General features: G+C 62.9%; 24 protein-coding genes and 1 tRNA gene. 21 read left to right on the top strand and 4 right to left on the bottom strand.

What is annotated here, in order from left to right; all coding sequences use genetic code 11:
- Positions 1-4: 4 nt before the first annotated feature.
- Positions 5-3,292: a ribonuclease E gene (gene rne, locus AC5O5I_RS20605; RefSeq protein WP_494511463.1), complete on the bottom strand. Its 3,288-nt coding sequence runs from the start codon at positions 3,290-3,292 to the stop codon at positions 5-7.
- Between the two features lie 799 nt (positions 3,293-4,091).
- On the opposite strand from rne, the gene rluC reads away from it, so the two are divergent.
- From rluC to AC5O5I_RS20590, 3 genes are read left to right on the top strand one after another with little or no spacing between them, the layout of a single operon-like run.
- Entirely contained in the window at positions 4,092-5,048 is a 957-nt protein-coding gene (rluC, locus tag AC5O5I_RS20600) for a 23S rRNA pseudouridine(955/2504/2580) synthase RluC (protein WP_172286050.1), read from the top strand.
- A gap of 3 nt (positions 5,049-5,051) precedes the next feature.
- Positions 5,052-5,726 (top strand): HAD family hydrolase, encoded by a 675-nt coding sequence (locus tag AC5O5I_RS20595; RefSeq protein ID WP_172233436.1) that lies wholly within the window; start codon positions 5,052-5,054, stop codon positions 5,724-5,726.
- Positions 5,727-5,732: 6 nt separating this feature from the next.
- Entirely contained in the window at positions 5,733-6,728 is a 996-nt protein-coding gene (locus AC5O5I_RS20590) for a S49 family peptidase (RefSeq protein WP_494511462.1), read from the top strand.
- Positions 6,729-6,817: 89 nt separating this feature from the next.
- Here AC5O5I_RS20590 and AC5O5I_RS20585 read toward each other — a convergent pair whose 3' ends face one another.
- On the bottom strand, positions 6,818-7,396 hold the full coding sequence (locus AC5O5I_RS20585) for a Maf family protein (protein ID WP_172232202.1): 579 nt from the start codon (positions 7,394-7,396) through the stop codon (positions 6,818-6,820).
- A gap of 96 nt (positions 7,397-7,492) precedes the next feature.
- Between AC5O5I_RS20585 and AC5O5I_RS20580 the strand changes: the two genes are divergently transcribed.
- From AC5O5I_RS20580 to AC5O5I_RS20500, 17 genes are all read left to right on the top strand, one after another.
- The gene (locus AC5O5I_RS20580; RefSeq protein ID WP_172232200.1) at positions 7,493-8,020 is read left to right on the top strand and encodes a YceD family protein; all 528 of its coding nucleotides are present in this window, start codon (positions 7,493-7,495) and stop codon (positions 8,018-8,020) included.
- A gap of 13 nt (positions 8,021-8,033) precedes the next feature.
- Positions 8,034-8,216, top strand: a complete 183-nt coding sequence (gene rpmF / locus AC5O5I_RS20575) for a 50S ribosomal protein L32 (RefSeq protein WP_003247154.1) — start codon at positions 8,034-8,036, stop codon at positions 8,214-8,216.
- Positions 8,217-8,219: 3 nt separating this feature from the next.
- On the top strand, positions 8,220-9,230 hold the full coding sequence (gene plsX, locus AC5O5I_RS20570; protein ID WP_172287012.1) for a phosphate acyltransferase PlsX: 1,011 nt from the start codon (positions 8,220-8,222) through the stop codon (positions 9,228-9,230).
- A gap of 195 nt (positions 9,231-9,425) precedes the next feature.
- Positions 9,426-10,364 carry an ACP S-malonyltransferase gene (gene fabD / locus AC5O5I_RS20565; protein ID WP_172287011.1) on the top strand — a complete coding sequence of 313 codons (939 nt, stop codon included), beginning with the start codon at positions 9,426-9,428 and terminating at the stop codon, positions 10,362-10,364.
- A 15-nt stretch (positions 10,365-10,379) separates the two neighbouring features.
- Positions 10,380-11,120, top strand: coding sequence for a 3-oxoacyl-ACP reductase FabG (gene fabG / locus AC5O5I_RS20560; protein ID WP_172229537.1), 741 nt, complete (start codon positions 10,380-10,382; stop codon positions 11,118-11,120).
- A gap of 203 nt (positions 11,121-11,323) precedes the next feature.
- Positions 11,324-11,560, top strand: coding sequence for an acyl carrier protein (gene acpP / locus AC5O5I_RS20555; RefSeq protein ID WP_008096410.1), 237 nt, complete (start codon positions 11,324-11,326; stop codon positions 11,558-11,560).
- Between the two features lie 189 nt (positions 11,561-11,749).
- Complete coding sequence (gene fabF, locus AC5O5I_RS20550) at positions 11,750-12,994, top strand: beta-ketoacyl-ACP synthase II (protein WP_172229535.1); 1,245 nt, start codon at positions 11,750-11,752, stop codon at positions 12,992-12,994.
- On the top strand, positions 12,994-13,809 hold the full coding sequence (pabC, locus tag AC5O5I_RS20545) for an aminodeoxychorismate lyase (protein ID WP_494511461.1): 816 nt from the start codon (positions 12,994-12,996) through the stop codon (positions 13,807-13,809). The genes fabF and pabC overlap by 1 nt, the downstream gene beginning before the upstream one ends.
- Before the next feature lie 4 nt (positions 13,810-13,813).
- The gene (gene mltG / locus AC5O5I_RS20540; RefSeq protein ID WP_494511460.1) at positions 13,814-15,007 is read left to right on the top strand and encodes an endolytic transglycosylase MltG; all 1,194 of its coding nucleotides are present in this window, start codon (positions 13,814-13,816) and stop codon (positions 15,005-15,007) included.
- Between the two features lie 9 nt (positions 15,008-15,016).
- Positions 15,017-15,649 (top strand): dTMP kinase, encoded by a 633-nt coding sequence (gene tmk / locus AC5O5I_RS20535; RefSeq protein ID WP_494511459.1) that lies wholly within the window; start codon positions 15,017-15,019, stop codon positions 15,647-15,649.
- Entirely contained in the window at positions 15,642-16,628 is a 987-nt protein-coding gene (locus tag AC5O5I_RS20530) for a DNA polymerase III subunit delta' (RefSeq protein WP_494511458.1), read from the top strand. The genes tmk and AC5O5I_RS20530 overlap by 8 nt, the downstream gene beginning before the upstream one ends.
- Positions 16,629-16,659: 31 nt before the next feature.
- Positions 16,660-17,442 carry a TatD family hydrolase gene (locus AC5O5I_RS20525; protein ID WP_172229526.1) on the top strand — a complete coding sequence of 261 codons (783 nt, stop codon included), beginning with the start codon at positions 16,660-16,662 and terminating at the stop codon, positions 17,440-17,442.
- 341 nt (positions 17,443-17,783) lie between these two features.
- Positions 17,784-18,419: a TetR/AcrR family transcriptional regulator gene (locus tag AC5O5I_RS20520; RefSeq protein ID WP_494511457.1), complete on the top strand. Its 636-nt coding sequence runs from the start codon at positions 17,784-17,786 to the stop codon at positions 18,417-18,419.
- Positions 18,420-18,516: 97 nt separating this feature from the next.
- A complete protein-coding gene (locus AC5O5I_RS20515) occupies positions 18,517-19,485 on the top strand; it encodes a GTP 3',8-cyclase MoaA (RefSeq protein WP_494511456.1) in 969 nt (322 codons plus the stop codon).
- Positions 19,486-19,551: 66 nt separating this feature from the next.
- Positions 19,552-20,157 (top strand): DUF4823 domain-containing protein, encoded by a 606-nt coding sequence (locus tag AC5O5I_RS20510; protein WP_172231480.1) that lies wholly within the window; start codon positions 19,552-19,554, stop codon positions 20,155-20,157.
- 10 nt (positions 20,158-20,167) lie between these two features.
- The gene (locus AC5O5I_RS20505; protein ID WP_172231477.1) at positions 20,168-20,728 is read left to right on the top strand and encodes a DUF1285 domain-containing protein; all 561 of its coding nucleotides are present in this window, start codon (positions 20,168-20,170) and stop codon (positions 20,726-20,728) included.
- 106 nt (positions 20,729-20,834) lie between these two features.
- Positions 20,835-21,251 (top strand): cupin domain-containing protein, encoded by a 417-nt coding sequence (locus tag AC5O5I_RS20500; protein WP_172231474.1) that lies wholly within the window; start codon positions 20,835-20,837, stop codon positions 21,249-21,251.
- A gap of 129 nt (positions 21,252-21,380) precedes the next feature.
- Here the strand turns inward: AC5O5I_RS20500 and AC5O5I_RS20495 are convergent.
- Positions 21,381-21,456: transfer RNA gene (locus tag AC5O5I_RS20495), tRNA-Asn, on the bottom strand.
- A gap of 73 nt (positions 21,457-21,529) precedes the next feature.
- Positions 21,530-22,726, bottom strand: a complete 1,197-nt coding sequence (locus tag AC5O5I_RS20490; protein ID WP_494511455.1) for an amino acid aminotransferase — start codon at positions 22,724-22,726, stop codon at positions 21,530-21,532.
- A gap of 288 nt (positions 22,727-23,014) precedes the next feature.
- Between AC5O5I_RS20490 and uvrB the strand changes: the two genes are divergently transcribed.
- Entirely contained in the window at positions 23,015-25,030 is a 2,016-nt protein-coding gene (gene uvrB / locus AC5O5I_RS20485) for an excinuclease ABC subunit UvrB (protein WP_172228051.1), read from the top strand.
- The last annotated feature ends 10 nt before the right edge of the window (positions 25,031-25,040 follow it).

The following is a 25,040-nucleotide window of genomic DNA, read 5'->3' as shown; positions in this document are numbered from 1 at the left end:
GTTATCAACCGTGATGAGGCTTGTGCTCATCGGCGGCTTCCAGGGCTGGCTCCTCGGTAGTTACAGCAGCTTGCTGTGCGGCCTTGGCAGCAGCCTCGGCCTCACGCTTGCGGCGGCGCACTTCACGCGGGTCGTTCGGCGCACGGCCGTTGGACAGCATGACAGTGGCAGGCTCTACCACAGCAGGGGCTTCGACAACTGCAGGCTCGACCACTGCAGGTGCAGGCTCGGCCACCACTTCTGGCTGGGCTTCGACAACCGGGGCAGCTTGCTCGGCAACCGGAGCGATTTCGATCACGGCCGGAGCCTGTTCGATTTCACCGGCTTCGACAGCGGGGGCTTCTGCCGGTGCTTCAACAGCCCCGGCTTCGGCAACAACGGTCGACTCGATCACCGGTGCTGCTTCGGCAGCCGGCTCTGGAGCCACTTCCACCACAGGCTCGGCAGTTGCCTCGACCACGGCGACAGGCTCGCTGACCGGTTGCTCCACAGCTGGGGCAACGGCGGCTTCTTCAGCCTTGGCGACCGCTTCGACCTGCTCGGCTTTTTCAGCCTGCTCAACCGGCTGGACGGCTTCGCTGTTGTCGGTTTCTGCAGTGGCAGCGACTTCGGCGGTGGCGCGCTCGGCCTGGTGATTGGCCTGGGCCTCGGCGTCGGCGCTGATATTGCTGCTGGCGACAGCAGCAGTGACGGCCAGGCCGGCGGCCAGTTCGGCACCCAGCTCGGTGGCCTGGTGCTGCTGTGGCTGCTCTTCGCTGCCTTCTTCGTCGCCGTCGATCAGCTCGCCATTGGCATTGCGCTGGCGTTCACGACGATTGCTGCGACGACGCTGGCCACGGGAGCGGCGACGCGGGCGCTCGCCATCGGTGCCTTCTTGCTCGTCTTGCAGCAGCTCTTCGTTCGGCAGTTGCTCTTCGGCCAGCTCGGCAGCCTGCTCGGCTGTTCCTTCAGCGGCGCTTGGCTGACGCTCTTCGCGTGGTGGGCGCGGTGCACGTTCTTCACGTGGGGCGCGTTCTTCGCGGGGTGCGCGTTCTTCACGTGGTGCGCGTTCTTCACGTGGTGCACGTTCTTCACGTGGTGCACGTTCTTCACGCGGCGCACGTTCTTCGCGTGGTGCGCGTTCTTCACGCGGTGCACGCTCTTCACGTGGGGCGCGTTCTTCGCGTGGAGCACGCTCTTCACGGGCTACACGCTCTTCGCGTTCGGCTGGTGGGGTGGCGTCCAGCGGTTCACGCAGCTCGCGCACGCGCTCTTCACCGCGGTTGCTGCGGCGATCTTCGCGTGGCTGACGTGGTGCGCGTTCTTCACGCGGTGCACGTTCTTCACGTGGGGCACGTTCTTCACGCGGTGCACGCTCTTCACGTGGTGCGCGTTCTTCCCGTGGCTGACGCTCTTCGCGTGGAGCACGTTCGGCACGTTCTTCGCGCGGCTTGCGCTCTTCGTCGCGGCGGCCGTTGCGGTTGCGGCTTTGCTGGCGGCCGTTACGGCGTTCTTCGTTGCGCGGGCTGCGCTCGGCGGCCGGTTTTTCGGCGGCGGCGACAACCGGTGCGGCGGCGGGCTCGTCCTTGCCGGCGAACAGGCTGACCAGCGACTTCACCAGGCCCTTGAACAGGCTCGGCTCCGGAGCGCTCGGGGCTGGGGCGACGACGGGGGCGGCAGGCTGCGGCTCTTCAGCGGCGGCGGGAACCGGCGCGTTGGCGCGGGCCGGGGCAGTCTTGACCGCAGCTTCCTGGCGTACCAGGGTGCGAGTGGCGGTCGGCACCGGCGCCTCTTCGGTCTCGGCAGCCGCGATCTCGTAGCTGGACTGGTTGTTCAGCACTTCCGGGTTGTCGTCGCGCAGGCGCTGGACTTCGAAGTGCGGGGTTTCCAGGTGATCGTTCGGCAGGATGATGATGCGCGCACGGGTACGCAGTTCGATCTTGGTGATCGAGTTGCGCTTCTCGTTGAGCAGGAACGCGGCCACCGGGATTGGCACCTGGGCGCGTACCTCGGCGGTGCGGTCCTTCAGGGCTTCTTCTTCGATCAGGCGCAGGATGGCCAGCGACAGCGACTCGACGTCACGGATGATGCCGGTGCCGGAGCAGCGCGGGCAGACGATGCCGCTGCTTTCGCCCAGCGATGGACGCAGGCGCTGACGGGACATTTCCAGCAGGCCGAAGCGCGAGATGCGGCCAACCTGCACGCGGGCGCGGTCGGCTTCCAGGCATTCGCGTACGCGCTCTTCAACAGCGCGCTGGTTCTTCGCCGGGGTCATGTCGATGAAGTCGATGACAATCAGGCCGCCGATGTCACGCAGGCGCAGCTGGCGGGCGATTTCTTCGGCCGCTTCCAGGTTGGTCTGCAGGGCGGTTTCTTCGATGTCGCTGCCTTTGGTGGCGCGCGCCGAGTTGATGTCGATGGACACCAGGGCTTCGGTCGGGTCGATCACGATCGAGCCGCCGGACGGCAGTTCGACCACGCGCTGGAAGGCGGTTTCGATCTGGCTTTCGATCTGGAAGCGGTTGAACAGCGGTACGCTGTCTTCGTACAGTTTGACCTTGCTGGCGTACTGCGGCATCACCTGGCGGATGAAGGTGAGGGCTTCTTCCTGGGCATCGATGCTGTCGATCAGCACTTCGCCGATGTCCTGGCGCAGGTAGTCGCGGATGGCGCGGATGATGACGTTGCTTTCCTGATAGATCAGGAACGGCGCGGCGCGGTCCAGGGACGCTTCCTTGATGGCGGTCCACAGCTGCAGCAGGTAGTCGAGGTCCCACTGCATTTCTTCGCTGCTGCGGCCAAGGCCGGCAGTGCGCACGATCAGGCCCATGTCGCCCGGTACGGTCAGGCCGTTCAGGGCTTCGCGCAGCTCGTTGCGCTCTTCGCCTTCGATGCGGCGCGAGATGCCACCGGCACGCGGGTTGTTGGGCATCAGCACCAGGTAGCGGCCGGCCAGGCTGATGAAGGTGGTGAGGGCGGCGCCTTTGTTGCCGCGCTCTTCCTTCTCGACCTGGACGATGACTTCCTGGCCTTCGCTGAGCACTTCCTTGATGTTGACCCGGCCTTCAGGGGCTTTCTTGAAGTATTCGCGGGAGATTTCTTTCAGCGGCAGGAAGCCGTGACGTTCGGAACCGAAGTCGACGAAGGCGGCTTCGAGGCTGGGTTCGATGCGGGTGATCTTGCCTTTGTAGATGTTGGCCTTTTTCTGCTCGCGCGCGCCGGACTCGATGTCCAGGTCGTAGAGACGTTGGCCGTCCACCAGGGCTACACGCAACTCTTCGGGTTGAGTTGCGTTAATCAGCATTCTTTTCATGTTGTACCGTCGGTTTCCGGGCTGCCGGAAACGGCGTTCGGCACACACGACGTCTCATGGTCGGTGCCAAGGTGCGCAAAGGGTGGCGGGGCCACCCCCGTGTCGAGCGACGTTCGGCACCAGCCGGTTGCCCAGCCTGCCGTTGTCGCGACGACGCGTCCTGTTTGCTGCGGTGCCAACAAGGCCCCGGTGGCTTCGAATTGGAATCCGAATCAACCAAGCGGGCCTTGTGCACTCAGTCAGGAGGAGGAATCAACCTTCAGCCGTGGACGCCCGGGGGCATCTGTTCAGGACCTTATCCGCTCGCCGGCCATATCAGTGGGCCGGTGGCCGGACGCGGTGCTACACGGTCCGAGGGCTGTGCATCTCCACCCTGCACGTATCCCTGATAATTCGGGTGCTGCCGCGCGCTGAATCCGCAACGGGTTGCATTTTTCGCCAGCGCTGGTTCGACGCTGACGCCATTCATGTCCAAGGCAGGTATTTCCGAAGCATTCGCCGTGCGTTGCGTGGAAGCGACGGGGCGGGCAGAGGTACAGCGAAAAGAATCGGGTAAGCAGGTGAAACACCGCACTTGTCGTTTTTTTTCGGTCTTCTCTACACAGCGCTGGTGGCGATTCCAGGCAATTCGGTAAACTGGCGAAAACCCCGTAGGACGGCCTCGCGTCCTGGAGAATTGCGATGGTCAGGGACCGGCCAAGAGCCTGATTCCGCTGGCCTGCCGCTTTTGGCGGCGTTCGCGACTATAGCAGCAATGATTAAGTGCTTCAATTCCATAAAAAATTGTTATGATCCCGCCATGACGACCAATACCCCTCCGACTTCCGGCGTTCAGCTGATCGAAGTCGCGCCGGAGCTTGCCGGCCAACGCATCGACAATTTCCTCATCACGGCCCTCAAGGGCGTGCCCAAGACCTTGGTCTACCGCATCCTGCGCAAGGGTGAGGTGCGGGTCAACAAAGGGCGCGTCAAGCCGGAATACAAGATCCAGGCCGGTGACATCGTGCGCGTACCGCCGGTCCGCCTGCCCGAGCGTGATGCCCCGGCGCCGGTGGCCCAGGGCCTGCTGCAGCGCCTTGAGGCGGCCATTGTCTACGAAGACAAGGCCCTGATCGTGATGAACAAACCGGCCGGCATTGCCGTGCACGGCGGCAGCGGCCTGAGCTTCGGCGTCATCGAGGCGCTGCGTCAGCTGCGCCCGGACGCCAAGGAGCTGGAGCTGGTGCACCGCCTGGACCGCGACACCTCCGGCCTGCTGATGATTGCCAAGAAACGCAGCATGCTGCGCCACCTGCATGCCGCATTGCGCGGCGATGGTGTCGACAAACGCTACATGGCGCTGGTGCGCGGCCACTGGCCAACCGCAAAAAAACAGGTCAACGCGCCGTTGCTCAAAAGCAACCTGCGCTCTGGCGAGCGCATGGTCGAAGTCAACGACGAGGGCAAGGAGGCACTGACCCTGTTCCGCGTGCTGCGCCGCTTTGGCGATTTCGCCACCATTGTCGAGGCGCGTCCCATTACCGGTCGCACCCATCAGATTCGTGTGCACACCCTGCATGCCGGGCACATGATTGCCGGCGACAGCAAGTATGGCGACGAAGACTTCAGTCGCGAGATCCGTGACCTGGGCGGCAAGCGCCTGTTCCTGCATGCGTATGCGTTGACCGTGCCTTTGCCGGACGGTGGTGAGCTGAAGCTCGAGGCACCGGTGGACGAAGTCTGGGCGAAAACCATCGAGCGGTTGAGTGCGCCCTGATCCATGAAAAAAGCCTATGAACTACTGATCTTCGACTGGGATGGCACGCTGGCCGATTCCATTGGGCGTATCGTCGAGGCCATGAATGCCGCCGCCGAGCGTGCCGGTGAGGCGCAAAGCAGCGATGATGCAGTCAAGGGCATTATCGGCCTGGCGCTTGGCGAGGCCATCCATACCCTGTATCCGCACCTGGAGCCGGCGCAGGTCGAGCGCTTTCGTCAGCACTATGCCGATATCTACATGGCGCTGGATCAGCAGCCATCGCCGCTGTTCGAGGGCGTCATCGAATCGCTGGATGCGTTCCGCGCCGAGGGCTACCGCCTGGCGGTAGCGACCGGCAAGGCCCGGCGCGGGCTGGACCGGGTGCTCAAGGCCAATGGCCTGGACCAGTTCTTCGACATTACCCGCGCCGCCGACGAAACCCGTGGCAAGCCGCATCCGTTGATGCTCGAGGAAATCCTCGGCCATTGTGGTGTCGAACCGGGGCGGGCGCTGATGGTCGGCGATTCGGCCTTCGACTTGCTGATGGCCAGCAATGCTGGCATGCATTCGGTGGCTGTGGGCTACGGTGCCATGTCGCTGCAGGCGCTGGCCGAATTTGCTCCGCAGGTATGCATCGATCATTTTTCCCAGCTGCGCGAGTGGCTGGCAGGTTCCCTGATTCCACTTCCAAGGTAGGTAAGCATGGCAGACGAATGGAAAGCCCCCGAGGCCGAGGCCGAGCCCGAGGGGCGCGAAGAGCGCAAAAGCTGGAGGCTGCTGGAAAAGACCTTGCTGGCCAGCGTGCAGGAGCAGCGCCGGGCGCGGCGCTGGGGCATCTTTTTCAAGCTGCTGACCTTCGTGTATCTGTTCGGCCTGCTGGCGTTGTTTTCGCCGCTGATGGACATGGACAAGGCGGCGTCGCGCAGTGCCAGCCACACCGCGCTGGTCGAGGTGCGCGGGGTGATTGCCGATCAGGAGTCTGCCAGTGCCGACAACATCGTCAAAAGCCTGCGCGAAGCGTTCAAGGACGGCAAGACCAAGGGTGTGGTGATGCGCATCAACAGCCCGGGCGGCAGCCCGGTGCAGGCGGGTTACGTGTATGACGAGATTCGCCGCCTGCGTGCCGAGTACCCGGCCATCAAGCTGTATGCGGTGATTACCGACCTTGGCGCTTCCGGTGCCTATTACATCGCCAGTGCGGCAGACGAAATCTACGCCGACAAGGCCAGCCTGGTGGGCTCCATTGGCGTCACGGCGGCCGGTTATGGCTTTGTCGGCGCAATGGAGAAGCTGGGTGTCGAGCGGCGCTTGTACACGTCGGGCGAGCACAAGGCCTTCCTTGATCCGTTCTCGCCGCAAAAGCCCGAGGAAACCCGGTTCTGGCAGGGCGTGCTCGATACCACGCACAACCAGTTCATTGCCATGGTCAAGCAGGGGCGCGGTGACCGGCTGAAGGACAAGGAGCATCCGGAGCTGTTCAGTGGCCTGGTCTGGTCGGGTGAGCAGGCCAAGGCGCTGGGGCTGGTGGATGGGTTGGGCAGTGCCAGCTATGTGGCGCGTGAGATCGTTGGCGAGAAGGAGTTGGTGGACTTCACTGTGCAGGAATCGCCGTTTGATCGGTTTTCCAAGCGCGTGGGGGCCAGCGTGGCTGAGCACCTGGCGATGTGGATGGGGTTCCAGGGGCCGCAGTTGCGCTGAAGTTCGTCACGCATTTTGTGGTGTTTCTGAGATCGAGCGCCGCCCGCGCGGCGCTCGATTTCCCAGGCGCCACAACCCTCAAGCCAGGCTCAAGGAACCACCACCCCTTCCTTGGTCAACATATCCACCAGCCGAATCAATGGCAGGCCGATCAGGCTGGTCGCATCGCACCCATGGGTGCTCTTGAACAAACTCACCCCCAACCCCTCGGCCTTGAAGCTCCCGGCGCAATCCAGTGGCTGTTCCGCCGTCACATACCGCTCGATCCGCTCCCGGTCCAGCTCGCGCAGGGTCACGGTAAACGGTACGCAGTCCACCTGGCACTGCCCGGTGGCGCTGTTCAGCAATGCCAGTCCGGTCAGAAAGCTCACCTGCTGCCCGCTGCACTCCAGCAACTGCTCGCACGCCCGGTCGAACGTCTGGGGCTTGCCGAGCACCTGTTCGCCCAGTACCGCCACCTGGTCCGAGCCGATGATCAGGTGCCCGGGATGGCTGCCTGCCAATGCCTCGGCTTTCTGTCTGGCCAGCCGGCGCACCAGGTCCACTGCCGGCTCGTCAGCGAGGCGCTGCTCGTCTATATCGGGGCTTGCCCAGGTGAAGGGCAGGCGCAGGCGTGCGAGCAGTTCACGGCGATAGGCAGAGCTGGAAGCCAGTAACAGAGGAAGCATGGTAGACTCCTGAATCAGTTGAACTAATTCTATCACGCACGATGCCGCCTAATTTCCTTTGACAGGGGCGGGGGGCATCCCTAGAATGCTGCGCCTATGTTGAATGACCCGATTCCACCTCACGTTGACCCGCGCAAATTAGCCGATCGTGGCGTAACCCTTAACGGTTCGCTGCAGCTCGCTGATTTGGAAAGACTCTGCGACCCGCTTTCCGACAATGTCGGTACGGTGCAGGCGAAGTTCGATTTTGAACGAGATGAACAGCACGTGGTGGTTATCCACACCGAGCTGGACATCGAAGTCAAAATGGTTTGCCAGCGTTGTCTTGAGCTGGTCACCCTGCCAATCCACAGCGAATGTACTTACGCCGTGGTGAAGGAGGGTGCGAATACCCAGTCGTTGCCGAAAGGCTATGACGTGCTGGAACTGGGCGAAGATCCTTTGGATCTGCAGTCACTGGTCGAGGAGGAGCTTCTGCTCGCCTTGCCCATCGTGCCTGCTCATCATCCGGAAGAATGCCAGCAGCCGGCGGGCGCAGACGAGCCCGATTCGAGCAAGGACGAGGTATCGCGGTCCAACCCGTTCAGTGTTTTGGCGCAGTTAAAGCGTGACCCAAACGTTTAGGAGTTAATCAATTATGGCTGTTCAGCAGAACAAAAAATCCCGCTCTGCCCGTGACATGCGCCGTTCGCACGACGCCCTGTCGGAAAACGCGCTGTCGGTAGAGAAAACCACTGGTGAAGTTCACCTGCGTCACCACGTTTCGCCAGAAGGCGTATACCGTGGTCGCAAAGTGGTCGACAAGGGCGCTGACGAGTAATCCTTGTCCGCTCAGATCATCGCGATCGACGCAATGGGCGGGGACTTCGGTCCCCGCAGCATTGTCCAGGCTAGCATTGCCTGCCTTTCGGCTACTCCCTCGCTGCACCTGACCCTCGTCGGTCAACCCTCCCTCCTTGAAGATCTTGTCAGCGGCCTTGCGGCTGCAGATCGCGCGCGCCTGCAAATTGTGGCGGCCAGCGAGGTGATCGGCATGGACGAGCGGCCATCCCAGGCATTGCGGGGCAAGCCGGATTCGTCGATGCGCATTGCCCTCGAACTGGTGCGTGACGGCAAGGCCCAGGCCTGCGTCAGTGCCGGCAATACCGGTGCGCTGATGGCGCTCTCGCGTTTCGTGCTCAAGACGTTGCCGGGTATTGATCGGCCAGCCATGGTGGCGGCGATCCCGACCCAGGCGGGCTACTGCCAGCTGCTTGATCTGGGCGCCAATGTCGACTGCAGCGCCGAGAACCTCTACCAGTTCGCCGTGATGGGCTCGGTGGCCGCCCAGGCCCTGGGGGTGCACCGTCCGCGTGTGGCGCTGCTCAATATCGGTACCGAAGACATCAAGGGCAATCAGCAGGTCAAGCTGGCGGCCAGCCTGTTGCAGCATGCGCGGGGCCTTAATTATGTAGGCTTCGTGGAAGGTGACGGGTTGTATCGCGGTGAGGCTGACGTGGTGGTCTGCGACGGGTTCGTCGGCAATATCCTGCTCAAATCCAGCGAGGGGTTGGCGACGATGATCGGTGCGCGTATCGAGCGGTTGTTCAAGGGTGGCCTTTTGTCGCGGGCGGCGGGGGCGGTGGCCATGCCGTTGCTCAAGCGCCTGCAGGCCGACCTGGCACCGGCGCGACACAATGGCGCGAGCTTCCTTGGCTTGCAGGGTATCGTTATAAAGAGTCATGGCTCGGCTGGCGTGCAGGGCTTTCAGAGTGCCATCCAGCGGGCGCTGATCGAAATTCAGGAAAACTTGCCGCAGCGCCTGCATGGGCGGCTGGAAGACCTGTTGTTGTGATCTGTACGGCCGCTGTGGGAGCGGGTTTACCCGCGAGAGGGCCGTGGCTGAAGGAACAAAGACCTTAGGCAGAATCCCGATGAAGTGCTTAAATGTGACCGCTTGGTCCGTGTCTTCATCCAAGCTTTCAGATTCCGCGCCTGGCCGAGCGCCCGGCGCACCCTATCCGACGACAAGATCATAAGGGCTTGTTCAATGTCTGCATCTCTCGCATTCGTCTTTCCCGGTCAAGGTTCCCAGTCGCTGGGCATGCTCGCCGAGCTCGGCGCCGAGAAGCCAGTGATCATCGAAACCTTCAAGGAGGCTTCCGCGGCACTGGGTTACGACCTGTGGCAGCTGGTCCAGGAAGGCCCGGAAGAACAACTCAACCAGACCGACAAGACCCAGCCGGCCATCCTCACCGCGTCCATCGCGCTGTGGCGCCTGTGGCTGGAGGAGGGCGGCGCGCAGCCGGCCTTCGTTTCCGGTCACAGCCTGGGTGAGTACAGCGCCTTGGTCGCTGCTGGCAGCATCAGCCTGAAGGACGCCGTTCGCCTGGTCGAGCGTCGCGGTCAGCTGATGCAGGAAGCCGTGCCTGCCGGGCACGGCGCCATGGCCGCCATTCTCGGCCTGGATGACGCTGTAGTCGTGGAAATTTGCGCCGAAGCGGCCGAAGACCAGGTGGTCAGCGCTGTCAACTTCAACTCGCCAGGCCAGGTGGTCATCGCCGGTAACAAGGCCGCGGTGGAGCGCGCCATGGAGCTGTGCAAAGCGAAAGGCGCCAAGCGCGCCTTGCCGCTGCCAGTAAGCGTACCTTCGCACTGTGCCCTGATGAAGCCGGCAGCCGATCGTTTCGCCGATGAAGTCAACGCCATCGATTGGAAGGCTCCGCAGATTCCGGTGGTGCAGAACGTAACTGCTGCTATCGCAGCCGACCTCGATACGCTGAAAAAAGACCTGCTGGCCCAGTTGTATCAGCCGGTACGCTGGGTCGAGTGCGTGCAGACCCTGGCTGCCAACGGTGCGGTCAACCTGGTCGAGTGCGGCCCGGGCAAGGTTCTGGCTGGCCTGAACAAGCGTTGCGCCGAGGGCGTAACCACCTACAACCTCAACACCCCTGACGCCGTTGCCGCCACCCGCGCGGCTCTGGCCTGATTTGGAGAAGCTTGCATGAGCCTGCAAGGTAAAGTTGCACTGGTCACCGGCGCCAGCCGTGGCATTGGCCAGGCCATCGCCCTCGAGCTGGGCCGCCAGGGCGCGACCGTGATCGGCACCGCCACTTCGGCATCTGGCGCCGAACGCATCGCTGCCACCCTGAAGGAGCACGGCATTGCCGGCACCGGCATGGAACTGAATGTCACCAGCGCCGAGTCCGTAGAAGCTGTGCTGGGCGCCATTGGCGAGCAGTTCGGTGCTCCGGCGATCCTGGTCAACAACGCCGGCATCACCCGTGACAACCTCATGCTGCGCATGAAGGACGACGAGTGGTTCGACGTGATCGACACCAACCTGAACAGCCTCTACCGTTTGTCCAAGGGCGTGCTGCGTGGCATGACCAAGGCACGTTGGGGTCGTATCATCAGCATCGGCTCGGTCGTTGGTGCCATGGGTAACGCCGGTCAGGCCAACTACGCTGCCGCCAAGGCCGGCCTGGAAGGCTTCAGTCGCGCCCTGGCGCGTGAAGTGGGCTCGCGTGGCATTACCGTCAATTCGGTAACCCCGGGCTTCATCGACACCGACATGACGCGCGAACTGCCAGAAGCGCAGCGCGAGGCCCTGCAAACCCAGATCCCGCTGGGCCGCCTGGGCCAGGCTGATGAAATCGCCAAGGTGGTTTCGTTCCTGGCCTCCGACGGCGCAGCCTACGTAACCGGTGCTACTGTGCCGGTCAACGGCGGGATGTACATGTAACACTGCAACTCAATGTGACGGATTTCGTAAAAAAAGAGTCATACTGCGAGCCTAAAATCCGTTATAAAGCTGCAACCAGATTCCAGGCAGCGGGTAGGGTGGCCAGTTTTAAGGTGCGTTTAGCTTGAAAAGCAAACGTGTTTCTATAAAATTAGCCACCGGCCAGCTGCCTGACATATGTCCATTAGGAGTGAAAACTAGGTATGAGCACCATCGAAGAACGCGTCAAGAAAATCGTCGCCGAGCAACTGGGCGTCAAGGAAGAGGAAGTGACCAACGAGAAGTCCTTCGTCGACGACCTGGGTGCCGATTCGCTTGACACCGTTGAGCTGGTGATGGCTCTGGAAGAGGAATTCGAGACCGAAATCCCTGACGAAGAAGCCGAGAAGATCACTACCGTTCAAGCTGCCATCGACTACGTCAACAGCCACAAGGCCTAAGACGCTGTAGTCGACGCTTCTTGTCGGGAAAAACCGCACTGCCTTTGCCGGCGTGCGGTTTTTTCTTTGCGAGCGTCCTGCTTCGTTTGTCGGGGTCTCGATCCCCGAGCGTCGAGAGCTTGTTGCCATTTCATTCCGTTGCGTTGAATGCAATGGCAAGAAACTCTGTCATTAGAAAAGGAGAGTACTGTGTCGCGTAGACGCGTCGTGGTCACCGGTATGGGTATGCTGTCGCCACTGGGTACAGATGTACCGAGCACCTGGCAGGGCATTCTGGCTGGCCGCAGTGGCATTGGTTCGATCGAACACACGGACCTGTCTGCCTACTCCACCCGTTTTGGCGGCTCGGTGAAAGGCTTCGAGGTCGAGCAATACCTGTCGGCCAAAGAGGCTCGCAAGCTCGACCTGTTCATTCAGTACGGCCTGGCGGCCGGTTTCCAGGCCGTGCGTAATGCGGGCCTGGAGGTCACCGACGCCAACCGCGAGCGCATCGGCGTGGCCATGGGCTCGGGTATCGGCGGCCTGACCAACATCGAGGAAACCAGCCGCACCCTGCACGATTCGGGGCCGCGGCGTATTTCGCCGTTCTTCGTGCCGGGCTCGATCATCAACATGATCTCCGGTTTCCTGTCGATCCACCTGGGTCTGCAGGGGCCGAACTACGCCATTGCCACCGCCTGCACCACGGGCACCCACTGCATCGGCATGGCCGCGCGCAACATCGCCTACGGTGAAGCGGACGTGATGATCGCCGGTGGCGCCGAGATGGCCGCCTGCGGCCTCGGCATGGGCGGTTTTGGGGCATCACGCGCATTGTCCACCCGCAATGACGAGCCAAGCCGGGCCAGCCGCCCGTGGGACAAGGGCCGTGACGGTTTTGTGCTGTCCGACGGTGCCGGCGCCCTGGTGCTCGAAGAGCTGGAGCACGCCAAGGCCCGCGGCGCGACCATCTATGCCGAGCTGGTCGGTTTCGGCATGAGTGGCGATGCCTATCACATGACCTCGCCACCCGACACCGGTGAAGGCGCTGCCCGCTGCATGACCAATGCCTTGCGTGATGCCGGTATTCAGCCAGAGCAGGTCAGCTACATCAACGCCCACGGCACCTCGACCCCCGCGGGCGATGTCGCTGAAGTGGCGGCGATCAAGCGCGTGTTCGGCGAGCATGCCTACAAGCTGGCGGTCAGCTCGACCAAGTCGATGACCGGTCACCTGCTGGGCGCCGCCGGTGCGGTAGAGGCGATTTTCAGCGTGCTGGCGATCAACAGCCAGATGGCACCGCCCACCATCAACCTGGACGAGCCGGACGAAGGCTGCGACCTCGACTTCGTGCCGCACCAGGCGCGGAGCATGCCGATCGACGTGGTGTTGTCCAATTCGTTCGGCTTTGGTGGCACCAACGGCTCGCTGGTGTTCCGCCGGTTCGCCGGTTGATGCAAAGCTGGATCGACGGCCAGCCGGCTGCTGCAGTCAACCTGCAGAACCGCGGGCTGGCCTACGGCGATGGGCTGTTCGAGACCATCGCCGTGCGTGGCGGCCGGCCCAGCCTGCTGGACGGCCACTGTGCACGCCTGGCGCTGGGCTGCCAGCGCCTGGCAATCAGCGTCGACCTGGCGCTGGTGCGCGACGAACTGATGCGTTATGCCGGCCAGCTGGGTAACGGCGTAGCCAAACTGATCCTTACTCGTGGCGACAGCCAGCGTGGCTATGCCCCGGCTGCGACGGCCGCGCCGCGGCGTATCCTGCAGGGCAGCCCGTTGCCCAGCTATCCTGTGGAGCATGCCGAACACGGCGTGCGGCTGTTCCCCTGCCAGACCCGGCTTGGGGAACAACCCCTGCTGGCCGGCCTCAAACACCTCAACCGCCTGGAGCAGGTGCTGGCCCGCGCCGAATGGCAGGACAGCGAGCATGCCGAAGGCCTGATGCGTGACGGGCAGGGCAGGGTGATCGAAGGGGTGTACAGCAACTTGTTCATGGTCCGCGATGGTGTGCTGTTAACCGCCGACCTCCACCGCTGCGGTGTGGCCGGGGTCATGCGCGCGGCGTTGCTGGAACAGGCTGCGCTGCTGGGTATCCCGGTACAGGTTTGCGATTTGCCTTTCGATGCGCTGGAGCAGGCTGATGAAGTATTCGTTTGCAATAGCGTGTACGGCATCTGGCCCGTGCGTGGCGTAGCCGCGCTAAACTGGTCGCCGGGCCCGCTCACCCGTAAACTGCAGGCCGTTGCCCGTACGTTACTGGAAAACTGAATTCGTGAGACGCAAACTCCTGCTGTTGCTGGAAATGAGCTTGATCCTCGCCGGCCTGGCGCTTGGCTGGTCGGCGTGGAAGATCAACTCGGTCCTGGAGCAGCCCCTGCACGTAACGCAGGAACGCCTGCTTGACGTGCCCAATGGCACAAACCCCAACCGCATGTTCTACCGCATGCAGGCCGAGGGGTTGCTCGATGATGCCGTCTGGTTGCGCTTGTACTGGCGCTTCAACATGGCCGGTACCCCCCTGCACACCGGTGAATACCGCCTGACCCCGGGCATGACTGTCGAGCAGCTGTTCGATGCCTGGCGCCGTGCCGACGTGGTGCAGTACAACCTGACCTTGGTCGAAGGCTGGACCTTCCGACAGGTGCGCTCGGCCGTGGCCAGGCACGAAAAGATCAAGCACACCCTGGAAGGCCTGTCGGACACCGAGGTAATGGACAAGCTCGGTCATGCCGGCGTGTTCCCCGAGGGTCGGTTCTTCCCGGATACCTATCGCTTCGTGCGCGGCATGAGCGATGTCGAGTTGCTCCAGCAGGCCTACATGCGCCTGGATGAAGTGCTGGCCAAGGAATGGGCCGCACGCACCACCGACCTGCCGTACCGCGACCCGTATCAGGCGCTGATCATGGCCTCGCTGGTGGAAAAGGAGACAGGCATCCCTCAGGAGCGTGGGCAGATCGCCGGCGTCTTCGTGCGGCGCCTGCGCCTGGGCATGATGCTGCAGACCGACCCGACTGTGATCTACGGCATGGGTGAGCGCTATAACGGCAAGATCACCCGCGCCGACCTGCGCGAGCCGACGCCCTACAACACCTACACCATCACTGGCCTGCCGCCGACGCCGATCGCGATGGTCGGTCGCGAAGCGATTCACGCAGCCCTCAACCCGTCGGACGGCACCAGCCTGTACTTCGTCGCCCGTGGCGATGGCAGCCATGTGTTCTCCGACGACCTTGACGATCACAACTCGGCGGTGCGCGAGTTCCAGCTCAAGCGCCGGTCGGACTACCGTTCCAGCCCCGCGCCGCAGTCTGAGTCGCAGCCGGGTATTGATGAAGCCGCGCCGCCTGAAGCACCGCCGGCGGATGAGCCGGACGCGGAGCCAGAGCCCGATGCGCCACCTGCGCAGGATGCCCCTGCCGGTGGCGCGCAAGCGGCCGAACGGCCGACGCCCGACGAACAACCTTAAGGACTGCCTGTGAGCGGCTTGTTTATTACCCTGGAAGGCCCCGAAGGCGCGGGCAAAAGCACCAATCGTGATTACCTGGCCGCACGCCTGCGCGAGCATGGCCTGGACGTGATGCTGACCCGTGAGCCTGGCGGCACGCCATTGGCCGAGAAGGTCCGTGAACTGCTGTTGGCCCCCAGCGATGAGAGCATGGCGGCCGACACTGAGCTGCTTCTGGTGTTCGCGGCGCGTGCCCAGCACCTTGCTCAGGTGATTCGTCCAGCCCTGGATCGCGGGGCTATCGTCTTGTGTGACCGCTTTACCGATGCCACCTATGCCTACCAGGGCGGTGGTCGCGGTTTGTCGGTCGAGCGCATCGCGACCCTGGAGCAATTCGTCCAGGGCGACCTGCGCCCGGACCTGACCCTGGTCTTTGACCTGCCCGTCGAAGTGGGCCTGGCCCGGGCCGCCGCCCGTGGCCGCCTGGACCGTTTCGAGCAGGAAGGCCAGGGCTTCTTCGAAGCCGTGCGCGACGCTTACCTGCAGCGCGCCCAGCGCGAGCCGCAGCGCTACAGCCTGCTGGATGCCGCACAATCCCTCGAGGCTGTGCAGCGTGCCATCGACGCCCTGTTGCCAAGTATCCTGGAACGTTGCCGTGGCTGAGGCCTATCCATGGCAGCAGGCGCTGTGGCCACAGCTGGCCGGCCGCAGCCAGCACGCGCACGCCTACCTGCTGCATGGCCCGCAAGGTATCGGCAAGCGAGCGCTGGCCGAGCGGCTCATGGCCCGCCTGCTGTGCCAGCAACCGCAGGGCCTGGACGCTTGTGGCGGGTGCAAGTCGTGCCTGTTGCTCAGGGCCGGCAGCCACCCGGACAACTTCGTCCTTGAGCCAGAAGAAGCCGATAAGCCGATCAAGGTCGACCAAGTGCGCGACCTGGTGGCCTTCGTGGTGCAGACCGCGCAGCAGGGCGGGCGCAAGGTGGTATTGATCGAGCCGGTGGAGGCGATGAACGTCAACGCCTCCAATGCACTGCTCAAAAGCCTTGAGGAGCCTTCCGGCGATACTGTGCTGCTGCTGGTCACCCATCAGCCCAGCCGCCTGTTGCCGACCCTCAAGAGCCGCTGTCAGCAGGTAGCCTGTCCGCAGCCCAGCCTGGCGCAGAGCCGGGCGTGGCTTGCCGGGGCCCTGCCTGACAGCGATGAGGCCGAGCGTGACGAGCTGCTGACCCTGGCTGCCGGGTCGCCACTGATGGCGGTCAGCTTGCAGGCGCAAGGCGTGCGCGAGCAGCGTGCGCTGGTCGCCGACGGGGTGAAGAAGCTGCTCAAGCAGCAGCAATCGCCCAGTCAGCTCGCCGATGCCTGGAGCGGTGTGCCGTTGTTGCTGCTGTTCGACTGGTTCTGCGACTGGGCGCACCTGGTCCTGCGCTATCAGTTGACCCAGGACGAGGAAGGTTTAGGCTTGGCCGATATGCGCAAGGTGGTGCAATACCTTGCGCAAAAAAGCCCCCAGGCCAAGGTACTGGAAGTGCAGGCGTGGATCCTGGAGCAGCGCCAGAAGGTGCTGGGCAAGGCCAACCTCAACCGTGTCCTGTTGCTTGAATCGCTGCTGGCGCACTGGCTGCAATTGCCGGGCGCCCGCTGATTTTCCTTTTCTTCATGTGTGCCGTTATCCCATGCTCGTAGATTCCCATTGCCACCTCGACCGTCTTGACCTCAGTGCCCACCAGGGGTCGCTCGATGCCGCCCTGCAGGCAGCGCGTGAGCGCGGGGTCGGGCATTTTCTGTGTATCGGCGTCAGTGCCGAGAACGCTGGCGCGGTGAAGGCGCTGAGCGAGCAGTACGCTGATGTCGATTGCTCGGTGGGTGTGCACCCGCTGGACCTGGCGCCAGGCGAAACCCCGGCGCTGGAGTGGCTGCTGCGCGAGCTGGCCCACCCGCATGTGGTGGCGATTGGTGAAACCGGGCTGGACTACCATTACGAGCCGGAGGCAGCCGAGCTGCAGCAGGCGTCGTTCCGCTTGCACCTGGAGGCGTCGCGACAAACAGGCAAGCCGGTGATCGTGCATACCCGGGCGGCCAGGGCCGACACTCTGGCGCTGTTGCGTGAGGCCAGCCTGCCCCAGGCGGGCGTGCTGCACTGCTTTACCGAGGATTGGGAAATGGCCAAGGCGGCGCTGGACCTGGGGTATTACATCTCGCTGTCCGGCATTGTGACGTTCCGCAATGCCGATGCCCTGCGTGAAGTGGCGCGGCAAGTGCCGGTTGACCGCTTGCTGGTGGAAACGGATTCGCCGTATCTGGCGCCTATTCCGCATCGGGGCAAGCCGAATCTGCCGCAGTATGTGCGGGACGTGGCGGAGTATGTGGCTTCGTTGCGGGGGGCCAGCTACGAGCAACTGGCGGAGCAGACCACTGCCAACTTCAAGCGGTTGTTCCCGTTGGCGCGGGTGCGCTGATTCGCAGCCCGTGCGCAAGCAAAAAAAAACCCGGGTTCTGGGGGGGGAATCCGGGTTAAGACCATTAGGAGTAAAACAAAGGTACGCGGTCCCTGAGCACCTTTATCAGCGCGCCACTCGGGGGGGATGCGTCGCGCCAACACTTCAAGTATTGGCCAGGTTTGGCGCAGTGCCAGTGTTTATTGATCGTTTTTTAAACAGATTTGGAATACGCCGCGCTTTCATTCCTCCTTCAGCGAATGGCCGTAAGCATCGTGAAACACTGCCGTGCGTGGATGATCCGTGCAATTTCCCGCAAGATAGGCATAATAAACCGCTTCGATTGTCATCCAGTCCTTCCCATGCAGAAAGAACCTCGTAAGGTCCGTGAATTTCGCCGCCGCGAACAGGAAATCCTCGACACCGCGCTCAAGCTGTTTCTCGAACAGGGTGAGGACAGTGTCACCGTCGAGATGATCGCCGACGCCGTGGGTATCGGCAAAGGCACGATCTACAAGCACTTCAAGTCCAAGGCGGAGATCTACCTGCGCCTGATGCTCGACTATGAGCGCGACCTGAACGAGCTGTTGCACTCGGCCGACGTCGACCGCGACAAGGAAGCCCTGTCGCGCGCCTACTTCGAGTTCCGCATGCGCGATCCGCAACGCTACCGGCTGTTCGACCGCCTTGAAGAAAAGGTGGTCAAGGGCAACCAGGTACCGGAAATGGTCGAGCAGTTGCACAGCATTCGTGCCTCCAACTTCGACCGCCTGACCCAGCTGATCAAGGGCCGTATCAGCGAAGGCAAGCTCGAAGACGTGCCGCCGTATTTCCACTACTGCGCCGCCTGGGCGCTGGTGCATGGCGCCGTGGCGCTGTACCACTCGCCGTTCTGGAGCAATGTGCTGGAGGATCAGGAAGGCTTCTTCCAGTTCCTGATGGACATCGGTGTGCGTATGGGCAACAAGCGCAAGCGCGACCCTGAACCCTCGACCTGACACCCCGACAACACTCGGCAATGTGCCTGGGGCTTGCAAAAACCTGATTTATGAGTCAGGTTTTGCCAGCCCCCCATCATCAGTGCCGGAGTCATCCATGATCGTCGATCGTCAAGGCAGGCGTTTTCGCAACCTGCGTGTCAGCCTGACGGCTGCCTGCAATTATGCCTGCACGTACTGCGTGCCCGACGGCAAGCGCCTGGTAGCAGGACAGGACGAACTGTCCGCAGATGCCCTGGCTCGCGGCGTGGCCTACCTGATCGAAGCCGCCGGCATCGAACGCCTGCGCATCACCGGTGGCGAGCCTTTGGTCAGCCCGCGCCTGGATGCCTTCCTTGCCGCCGTGAGCAAGCTCGACCTCGACGATATCTCGCTGACCACCAATGGCCAGCTGCTGGCGCGCAAACTGCCGCAGCTGCAGGCAGCTGGTATTCGGCGCCTGAATGTGTCCCTCGATACCCTCGACCCCACGGCTTTCCGTACGATCGCCCGGGGCGGCGACCTGAGCAGCGTGCTGGCGGGCATGGAGCAGGCCAGTGCCTTGGGTATGCGGGTGAAAGTGAACATGGTGCCGATGCGCGGGCAAAACCTCGACCAGGTACTGCCGCTGCTGGATTATTGCCTTGAACGCGGCTTTGAGCTGCGCTTCATCGAGCTGATGCGCATGGGCCACCTGGCGCGTGACCGCAATGCCTTCCTGCAGCAGTTTGTCGGCCTTGATCAACTGCTTGCACTGATCGGCGGCAAGCATGCCTATGCCCAGGTCGACGCGCCGCTGGACGCCACTGCCTTGCGTTATCAAGTCCCCGGCAAAGGCCACTTCGGTGTGATCGCCAACGAGAGCGTCCCGTTCTGCCGCACCTGCTCGCGGCTGCGCCTGTCGTCTACGGGGTGGCTGCATGGTTGCCTGTCGTCGGGCAACCGTCACTTCATCGGCGACCTGCTGGAAAAGCCCCGCCATCAGGCGCTGCCGGCCTTGCAGCGGTTGCTGGTCAAGGCGCTGGCAGACAAGCAGGACCTGGCGTTTGCCGGTGGAGTGACGGTGATGAAAGTGATCGGTGGCTGAAGCTGGCGCAAAAGCTGCATCCGCCGGCTATTCGCCGGTTTTTCGTCGCCGGCCACTGGAGGAAAGATGCGTAGCCTGGTCTTGCTGCTGGCGCTGATGGCGCTGGGCGGCTGCATGAATGTCAGCGATATGGGCGAGGGCGTCCGTTACCACATGAGCGATGCTGGTCTGCTGGACCACAGCGAGACCCGTCGCACGCTGTCGATCCGCCTGCAGCCCGATTCCTTCATCTTCATCGGTCAGGGTGCATTCGTCCCCCCAGGCAAAGGGCCGGTGCCACGGCAGAACGCGGTGGCCGATGAGGCCTTCAAGAGCTTCGTCGAGTACTTCCCGCTGGTGCGCCGCGCGCAAGGCCCGCTTGGCCTGGAAGAGGCCATTGCCCAGGCCCGCGCTGTGGGCGCCGACTATGTGCTGTACACTCGCTTCGCGCGCACCGACGACCGTATCGGCAATGGTGACGAGTGGTATGACGAACAGGCCGTCGACCGGTTGGGCTGGGACACCGGCGTGGTGCAGATGATGCTGATTGAAACCAACACCCGCTACCTGATAGATACCGCTCGTATCAAGAGCCGTGGCGGTTTGTTGACGTTCCACGACAACACGCCGCGGGATTTGCTTGCGGCGCCGATGCGCGAGTACGCTCGTAGCCTTCTGGGCATGAGTGAATGAGGCAAGCAAGATGAGCGATTCGGGCAAGGCCAATGACCTCCTGGCACAAATCCCCAAGGCCAAGGGCCTGCCGCCGGTGCATCTGTGGAACCCGGATTTTTGCGGTGATATCGACATGCGCATCGCCCGTGATGGCACCTGGTATTACCTGGGTACACCGATTGGGCGCAAGCCGATGGTGCGGCTGTTCTCGACGATCATGCGGCGCGACGGCGATGACTATTTCCTGATCACCCCGGTCGAGAAGGTCGGTATTCGCGTCGACGACGCGCCGTTCGTGGCGGTGGCGCTTGAAGTGCTGGGTGACGGTGAGCAACAAGTGTTGCGCTTCACCAGCAATGTCGAGGACCAGGTCGAGGCCGGGCCGGCCAACCCGCTGCGCGTGGTGACCGACCCGCTGACGCAGGAGCCATCGCCCTATGTGCTGATGCGCAGCAACCTTGAGGCGCTGATTCATCGCAATGTGTTCTACCAACTGGTGGAACTGGCGGTGCCGCAGGCGATAGCGGGGGAGGAATGGCTTGGCGTGTGGAGCCACGGCGAGTTCTATCCGATCGGGCGTAGCCACTAAGGGCCCGGAGTCTGCTCTGGCCTCCTGCTTTTACCCCGGATTGGCCATTTGCCTCTCGCTTCCCGGGGCCTAACCTGCAGGCAATCGCCATGCAGGAGAAGCCCCCATGAAACCCGTAGCCCTCATCCTCTTCGGTCTGCTCGCCGCCCAGGCGCCTGTCTGGGCGCACGGCGACGTTGCCAGCCAGGTCAAGCTGCTGCAGCAACAGCAGCCCAGCAACGCCCCCGGCAAGAATGCCATCATGCTCACCGTCAGCTACGCACCTGGCGAGGCATCACCCGCGCATCAGCACCCGGGCGCGGTAATGGCCTACGTGCTTGAAGGCGCGGTGATATCGAAGCTGAACGGCGAGCCGGAGAAAACCTACAAAGCGGGCGATTACTGGTACGAGGCACCGGGTACCGTGCACAGCGTGTCGCGCAACGCCAGCGACACCCAGCCAGCCAAGCTGTTGGTCTGGAGCCTGGTAGAGGAGGGTAGCGAGGTCACATTGCCCTATCCGGCCTCAGGGGCTGCGCACTGAGCCTGGATCAACTCGCCAGTGACGCTCCGGCCTTCTTGCTCAAACGCCCGATGGGGAGGTCGAACCGGCTGTTAGGGGGGCGGGCACAAAAAAACCTCCAGTGCTTGCGCAACTGGAGGTTTTTCAAATTGGCTCCGCGACCTGGACTCGAACCAGGGACCCAATGATTAACAGTCATTTGCTCTACCGACTGAGCTATCGCGGAATCTGCGCATATCTTACTAATTGCCCGAGGGAAGTCAACCCTCCCCCAGGCAAATTATATTGCAATCAAGCAGTTACAGTACTTCGACGATGGCCTTGGTGACCACGTGGATGTTGCTCTGGTTCAGCGCAGCTACCGCAATGCGGCCGGTGTCCAGGGCATAGATACCGAACTCGTTCTTCAGGCGGGCGACCTGTTCAACGGTCAGGCCCGAGTAGGAGAACATGCCTGCCTGGCGGCCAACGAAGCTGAAGTCGCGGTTGGCGCCATATTCAGCCAGCAGGCTGACCATTTGCTGGCGCATGCCGTGGATACGCTGGCGCATCTCAGCCAGCTCGGTTTCCCACATCAGGCGCAGTTCTTCGCTGTTGAGCACGGTAGCGACGATGGTCGCGCCGTGGGTCGGCGGGTTGGAGTAGGTGGTGCGGATGACGCGCTTGACCTGCGACAGCACGCGAGTGCTCTCGTCCTTCGAGGCGGTGACGATCGACAGTGCGCCAACGCGCTCGCCGTACAGCGAGAACGACTTGGAGAACGAGCTGGAAACGAAGAAGTCCAGGCCCGACTCGGCGAACAGGCGTACAGCGAACGCGTCTTCGGCGATGCCGTCACCAAAGCCCTGGTAGGCCATGTCGAGGAACGGCACATGGCCCTTGGCCTTGACCACTTCCAGCACGTTTTTCCAGTCGTCCAGGCCCAGGTCGACGCCAGTCGGGTTGTGGCAGCAGGCATGCAGCACGACGATAGAACCGGCCGGCAGGCTGTTCAGGTCTTCGAGCATGCCGGCGCGGTTGACGTCGTTGCTCGGTGCGTCGTAGTAGCGGTAGTTCTGTACCGGGAAGCCGGCGGTCTCGAACAGTGCGCGGTGGTTTTCCCAGCTCGGGTCGCTGATAGCTACCACAGCGTTTGGCGAGAGGCGCTTGAGGAAGTCGGCGCCGATCTTCAGCGCACCGGTGCCGCCAACGGCCTGCACGGTGACCACGCGGCCAGCGGCCAGCAGTGGTGACTCGGCGCCGAAGATGAGTTTTTGCACGGCCTGGTCGTAGGTGGCGATGCCGTCGATCGGCAGGTAGCCGCGCGAGGCGTGCTGGGCGGCACGCTGGGTTTCGGCTTCGATCACGGCGCGCAGCAGCGGAATGCGGCCCTCCTCATTGCAGTACACGCCTACGCCCAGGTTGACCTTGTCGGTACGTGGGTCGGCGTTGAATGCTTCGTTGAGGCCCAGGATAGGGTCGCGGGGTGCCAGCTCGACAGCGGAAAACAGGCTCATTGTTACCTTGGCTCTGAATAGGAGTGTGATAGGACGTACACGCTCCAGCCGAATGCACTGAAGCGGTGCACAAACGGGGAGTCAGTATAGTGATACCGACCGGTCACCGCGACACTCTGGCGCACCTTTTCAGACGTTTTGCGCAAATATTTTTCGACCATTGGTCCAATTGCCGTGTCCACCGTAGCAAGCGTTCACAGCTGCGCCTTGAAAGCGCCACCCTAGGGGCGCATTTGGGTATAGACTACTGGCTAAATTTACAGTTGCTGCAACACCGCGAGGTCCGTCATGTCCGAGTTCCAGCTCGTCACCCGTTTTCAGCCGGCCGGCGACCAGCCCGAGGCCATCCGCCAGTTGGTCGAAGGTATCGAGGCGGGCCTGTCGCACCAGACGCTGCTCGGGGTGACCGGCTCGGGCAAGACCTTCAGTATCGCCAACGTCATCCAGCAGGTGCAGCGGCCGACGCTGGTGCTGGCGCCGAACAAGACCCTGGCCGCGCAGCTGTACGGCGAATTCAAGGCGTTTTTCCCCAACAACGCGGTGGAGTACTTCGTTTCCTACTACGACTACTACCAGCCTGAGGCCTATGTACCGTCGTCGGATACCTTCATCGAGAAGGACGCCTCGATCAACGACCACATCGAGCAGATGCGCCTGTCGGCAACCAAGGCGTTGCTGGAGCGACGCGACGCGATCATCGTGACCACGGTCTCGTGCATCTACGGCCTGGGCAGCCCCGAGACCTACCTGAAAATGGTCCTGCACGTGGACCGCGGCGACAAGCTTGACCAGCGCGCGCTGCTGCGCCGCCTGGCCGACCTGCAGTACACCCGCAACGAAATGGATTTTGCCCGGGCCACCTTCCGTGTGCGCGGTGATGTGATCGACATCTTCCCGGCCGAATCCGACCTCGAGGCCATCCGCATCGAGCTGTTCGATGACGAGGTGGAAAACATCGCCGCCTTCGACCCGCTCACCGGCGAAGTATTCCGCAAGCTGCCGCGTTTCACCTTCTACCCCAAGAGCCACTACGTGACCCCGCGCGAGACCTTGCTCGATGCCATGGAGGGTATCAAGGAAGAGTTGAAAGATCGCCTGGCGTACCTGCACCAGGGCAACAAGCTGGTAGAGGCGCAGCGGCTGGAGCAGCGTACCCGCTTCGACCTGGAGATGATCCTGGAGCTGGGCTACTGCAACGGCATCGAGAACTACTCGCGCTACCTGTCCGGTCGGCCCGCCGGGGCGCCACCGCCCACCCTGTACGATTACCTGCCAGCCGATGCCCTGCTGGTAATTGACGAGTCTCACGTCAGCGTTCCGCAGGTTGGCGCCATGTACAAGGGTGACCGCTCGCGCAAGGAAACGCTGGTCGAGTACGGCTTTCGCCTGCCCTCGGCGCTGGACAACCGGCCCATGCGCTTCGACGAGTGGGAGAATGTCAGCCCCCAGACCATCTTCGTTTCCGCCACCCCGGGCCCTTACGAGGCCGAGCATGCCGGGCGCGTGGTCGAGCAGGTGGTACGCCCGACCGGCCTGGTCGACCCGCAGGTCGAAATTCGCCCGGCACTGACCCAGGTGGATGACCTGCTTTCGGAAATCCGCAAGCGGGTCGCGGCGGGTGAGCGGGTGCTGGCGACCACGTTGACCAAGCGCATGGCCGAGGATCTCAGTGATTACCTGGCCGATCACGACGTGCGGGTGCGTTACCTGCACTCCGACATCGACACCGTGGAGCGGGTGGAGATCATTCGTGACCTGCGCCTGGGTACCTTCGACGTGCTGGTCGGCATCAACCTGCTGCGCGAGGGCCTGGACATGCCCGAGGTGTCGCTGGTGGCGATTCTCGATGCCGACAAAGAAGGTTTCCTGCGCTCCGAACGATCACTGATCCAGACCATCGGCCGGGCCGCCCGTAACCTCAACGGTCGGGCCATCCTTTACGCCGATAACATGACCGGCTCCATGCAGCGGGCCATCGATGAAACCGAGCGTCGTCGGGAAAAGCAGATCGCGTTCAACCAAGCCAACGGCATCGTCCCCAAGGGCGTGGTCAAGGACATCACCGATATCCTGGAAGGCGCCACTGTGCCCGGCTCGCGCAGCAAAAAGCGCAAGGGCATGGCCAAGGCGGCGGAGGAGAGCGCCCGTTACGAGGCCGAACTGCGTACCCCGGGCGAGATCACCAAGCGCATCAAGCAGCTCGAAGAGAAGATGATGCAGTTCGCCCGCGACCTGGAGTTCGAAGCGGCAGCGCAACTGCGCGACGAGATTACCCAGCTGCGCGAGCGGTTGATTACCAGCTGATTGCCACGTT

Source organism: Pseudomonas sp. 9_2_1, from assembly GCF_059295275.1.
The sequence above is the reverse complement of the archived record's forward strand: the minus strand, read 5'-3'. Positions and strand labels throughout refer to the sequence as shown.

What these genes read in the sequence shown, in the direction of transcription:
- rne (WP_494511463.1), bottom strand. Translation starts at nt 3,292, where the DNA reads ATGAAAAGAATGCTGATTAACGCAACTCAACCCGAAGAGTTGCGTGTA.
- rluC (WP_172286050.1), top strand. Translation starts at nt 4,092, where the DNA reads ATGACGACCAATACCCCTCCGACTTCCGGCGTTCAGCTGATCGAAGTC.
- AC5O5I_RS20595 (WP_172233436.1), top strand. Translation starts at nt 5,052, where the DNA reads ATGAAAAAAGCCTATGAACTACTGATCTTCGACTGGGATGGCACGCTG.
- AC5O5I_RS20590 (WP_494511462.1), top strand. Translation starts at nt 5,733, where the DNA reads ATGGCAGACGAATGGAAAGCCCCCGAGGCCGAGGCCGAGCCCGAGGGG.
- AC5O5I_RS20585 (WP_172232202.1), bottom strand. Translation starts at nt 7,396, where the DNA reads ATGCTTCCTCTGTTACTGGCTTCCAGCTCTGCCTATCGCCGTGAACTG.
- AC5O5I_RS20580 (WP_172232200.1), top strand. Translation starts at nt 7,493, where the DNA reads ATGTTGAATGACCCGATTCCACCTCACGTTGACCCGCGCAAATTAGCC.
- rpmF (WP_003247154.1), top strand. Translation starts at nt 8,034, where the DNA reads ATGGCTGTTCAGCAGAACAAAAAATCCCGCTCTGCCCGTGACATGCGC.
- fabD (WP_172287011.1), top strand. Translation starts at nt 9,426, where the DNA reads ATGTCTGCATCTCTCGCATTCGTCTTTCCCGGTCAAGGTTCCCAGTCG.
- fabG (WP_172229537.1), top strand. Translation starts at nt 10,380, where the DNA reads ATGAGCCTGCAAGGTAAAGTTGCACTGGTCACCGGCGCCAGCCGTGGC.
- acpP (WP_008096410.1), top strand. Translation starts at nt 11,324, where the DNA reads ATGAGCACCATCGAAGAACGCGTCAAGAAAATCGTCGCCGAGCAACTG.
- pabC (WP_494511461.1), top strand. Translation starts at nt 12,994, where the DNA reads ATGCAAAGCTGGATCGACGGCCAGCCGGCTGCTGCAGTCAACCTGCAG.
- AC5O5I_RS20525 (WP_172229526.1), top strand. Translation starts at nt 16,660, where the DNA reads ATGCTCGTAGATTCCCATTGCCACCTCGACCGTCTTGACCTCAGTGCC.
- AC5O5I_RS20520 (WP_494511457.1), top strand. Translation starts at nt 17,784, where the DNA reads ATGCAGAAAGAACCTCGTAAGGTCCGTGAATTTCGCCGCCGCGAACAG.
- AC5O5I_RS20515 (WP_494511456.1), top strand. Translation starts at nt 18,517, where the DNA reads ATGATCGTCGATCGTCAAGGCAGGCGTTTTCGCAACCTGCGTGTCAGC.
- AC5O5I_RS20510 (WP_172231480.1), top strand. Translation starts at nt 19,552, where the DNA reads ATGCGTAGCCTGGTCTTGCTGCTGGCGCTGATGGCGCTGGGCGGCTGC.
- AC5O5I_RS20505 (WP_172231477.1), top strand. Translation starts at nt 20,168, where the DNA reads ATGAGCGATTCGGGCAAGGCCAATGACCTCCTGGCACAAATCCCCAAG.
- AC5O5I_RS20500 (WP_172231474.1), top strand. Translation starts at nt 20,835, where the DNA reads ATGAAACCCGTAGCCCTCATCCTCTTCGGTCTGCTCGCCGCCCAGGCG.
- AC5O5I_RS20490 (WP_494511455.1), bottom strand. Translation starts at nt 22,726, where the DNA reads ATGAGCCTGTTTTCCGCTGTCGAGCTGGCACCCCGCGACCCTATCCTG.
- uvrB (WP_172228051.1), top strand. Translation starts at nt 23,015, where the DNA reads ATGTCCGAGTTCCAGCTCGTCACCCGTTTTCAGCCGGCCGGCGACCAG.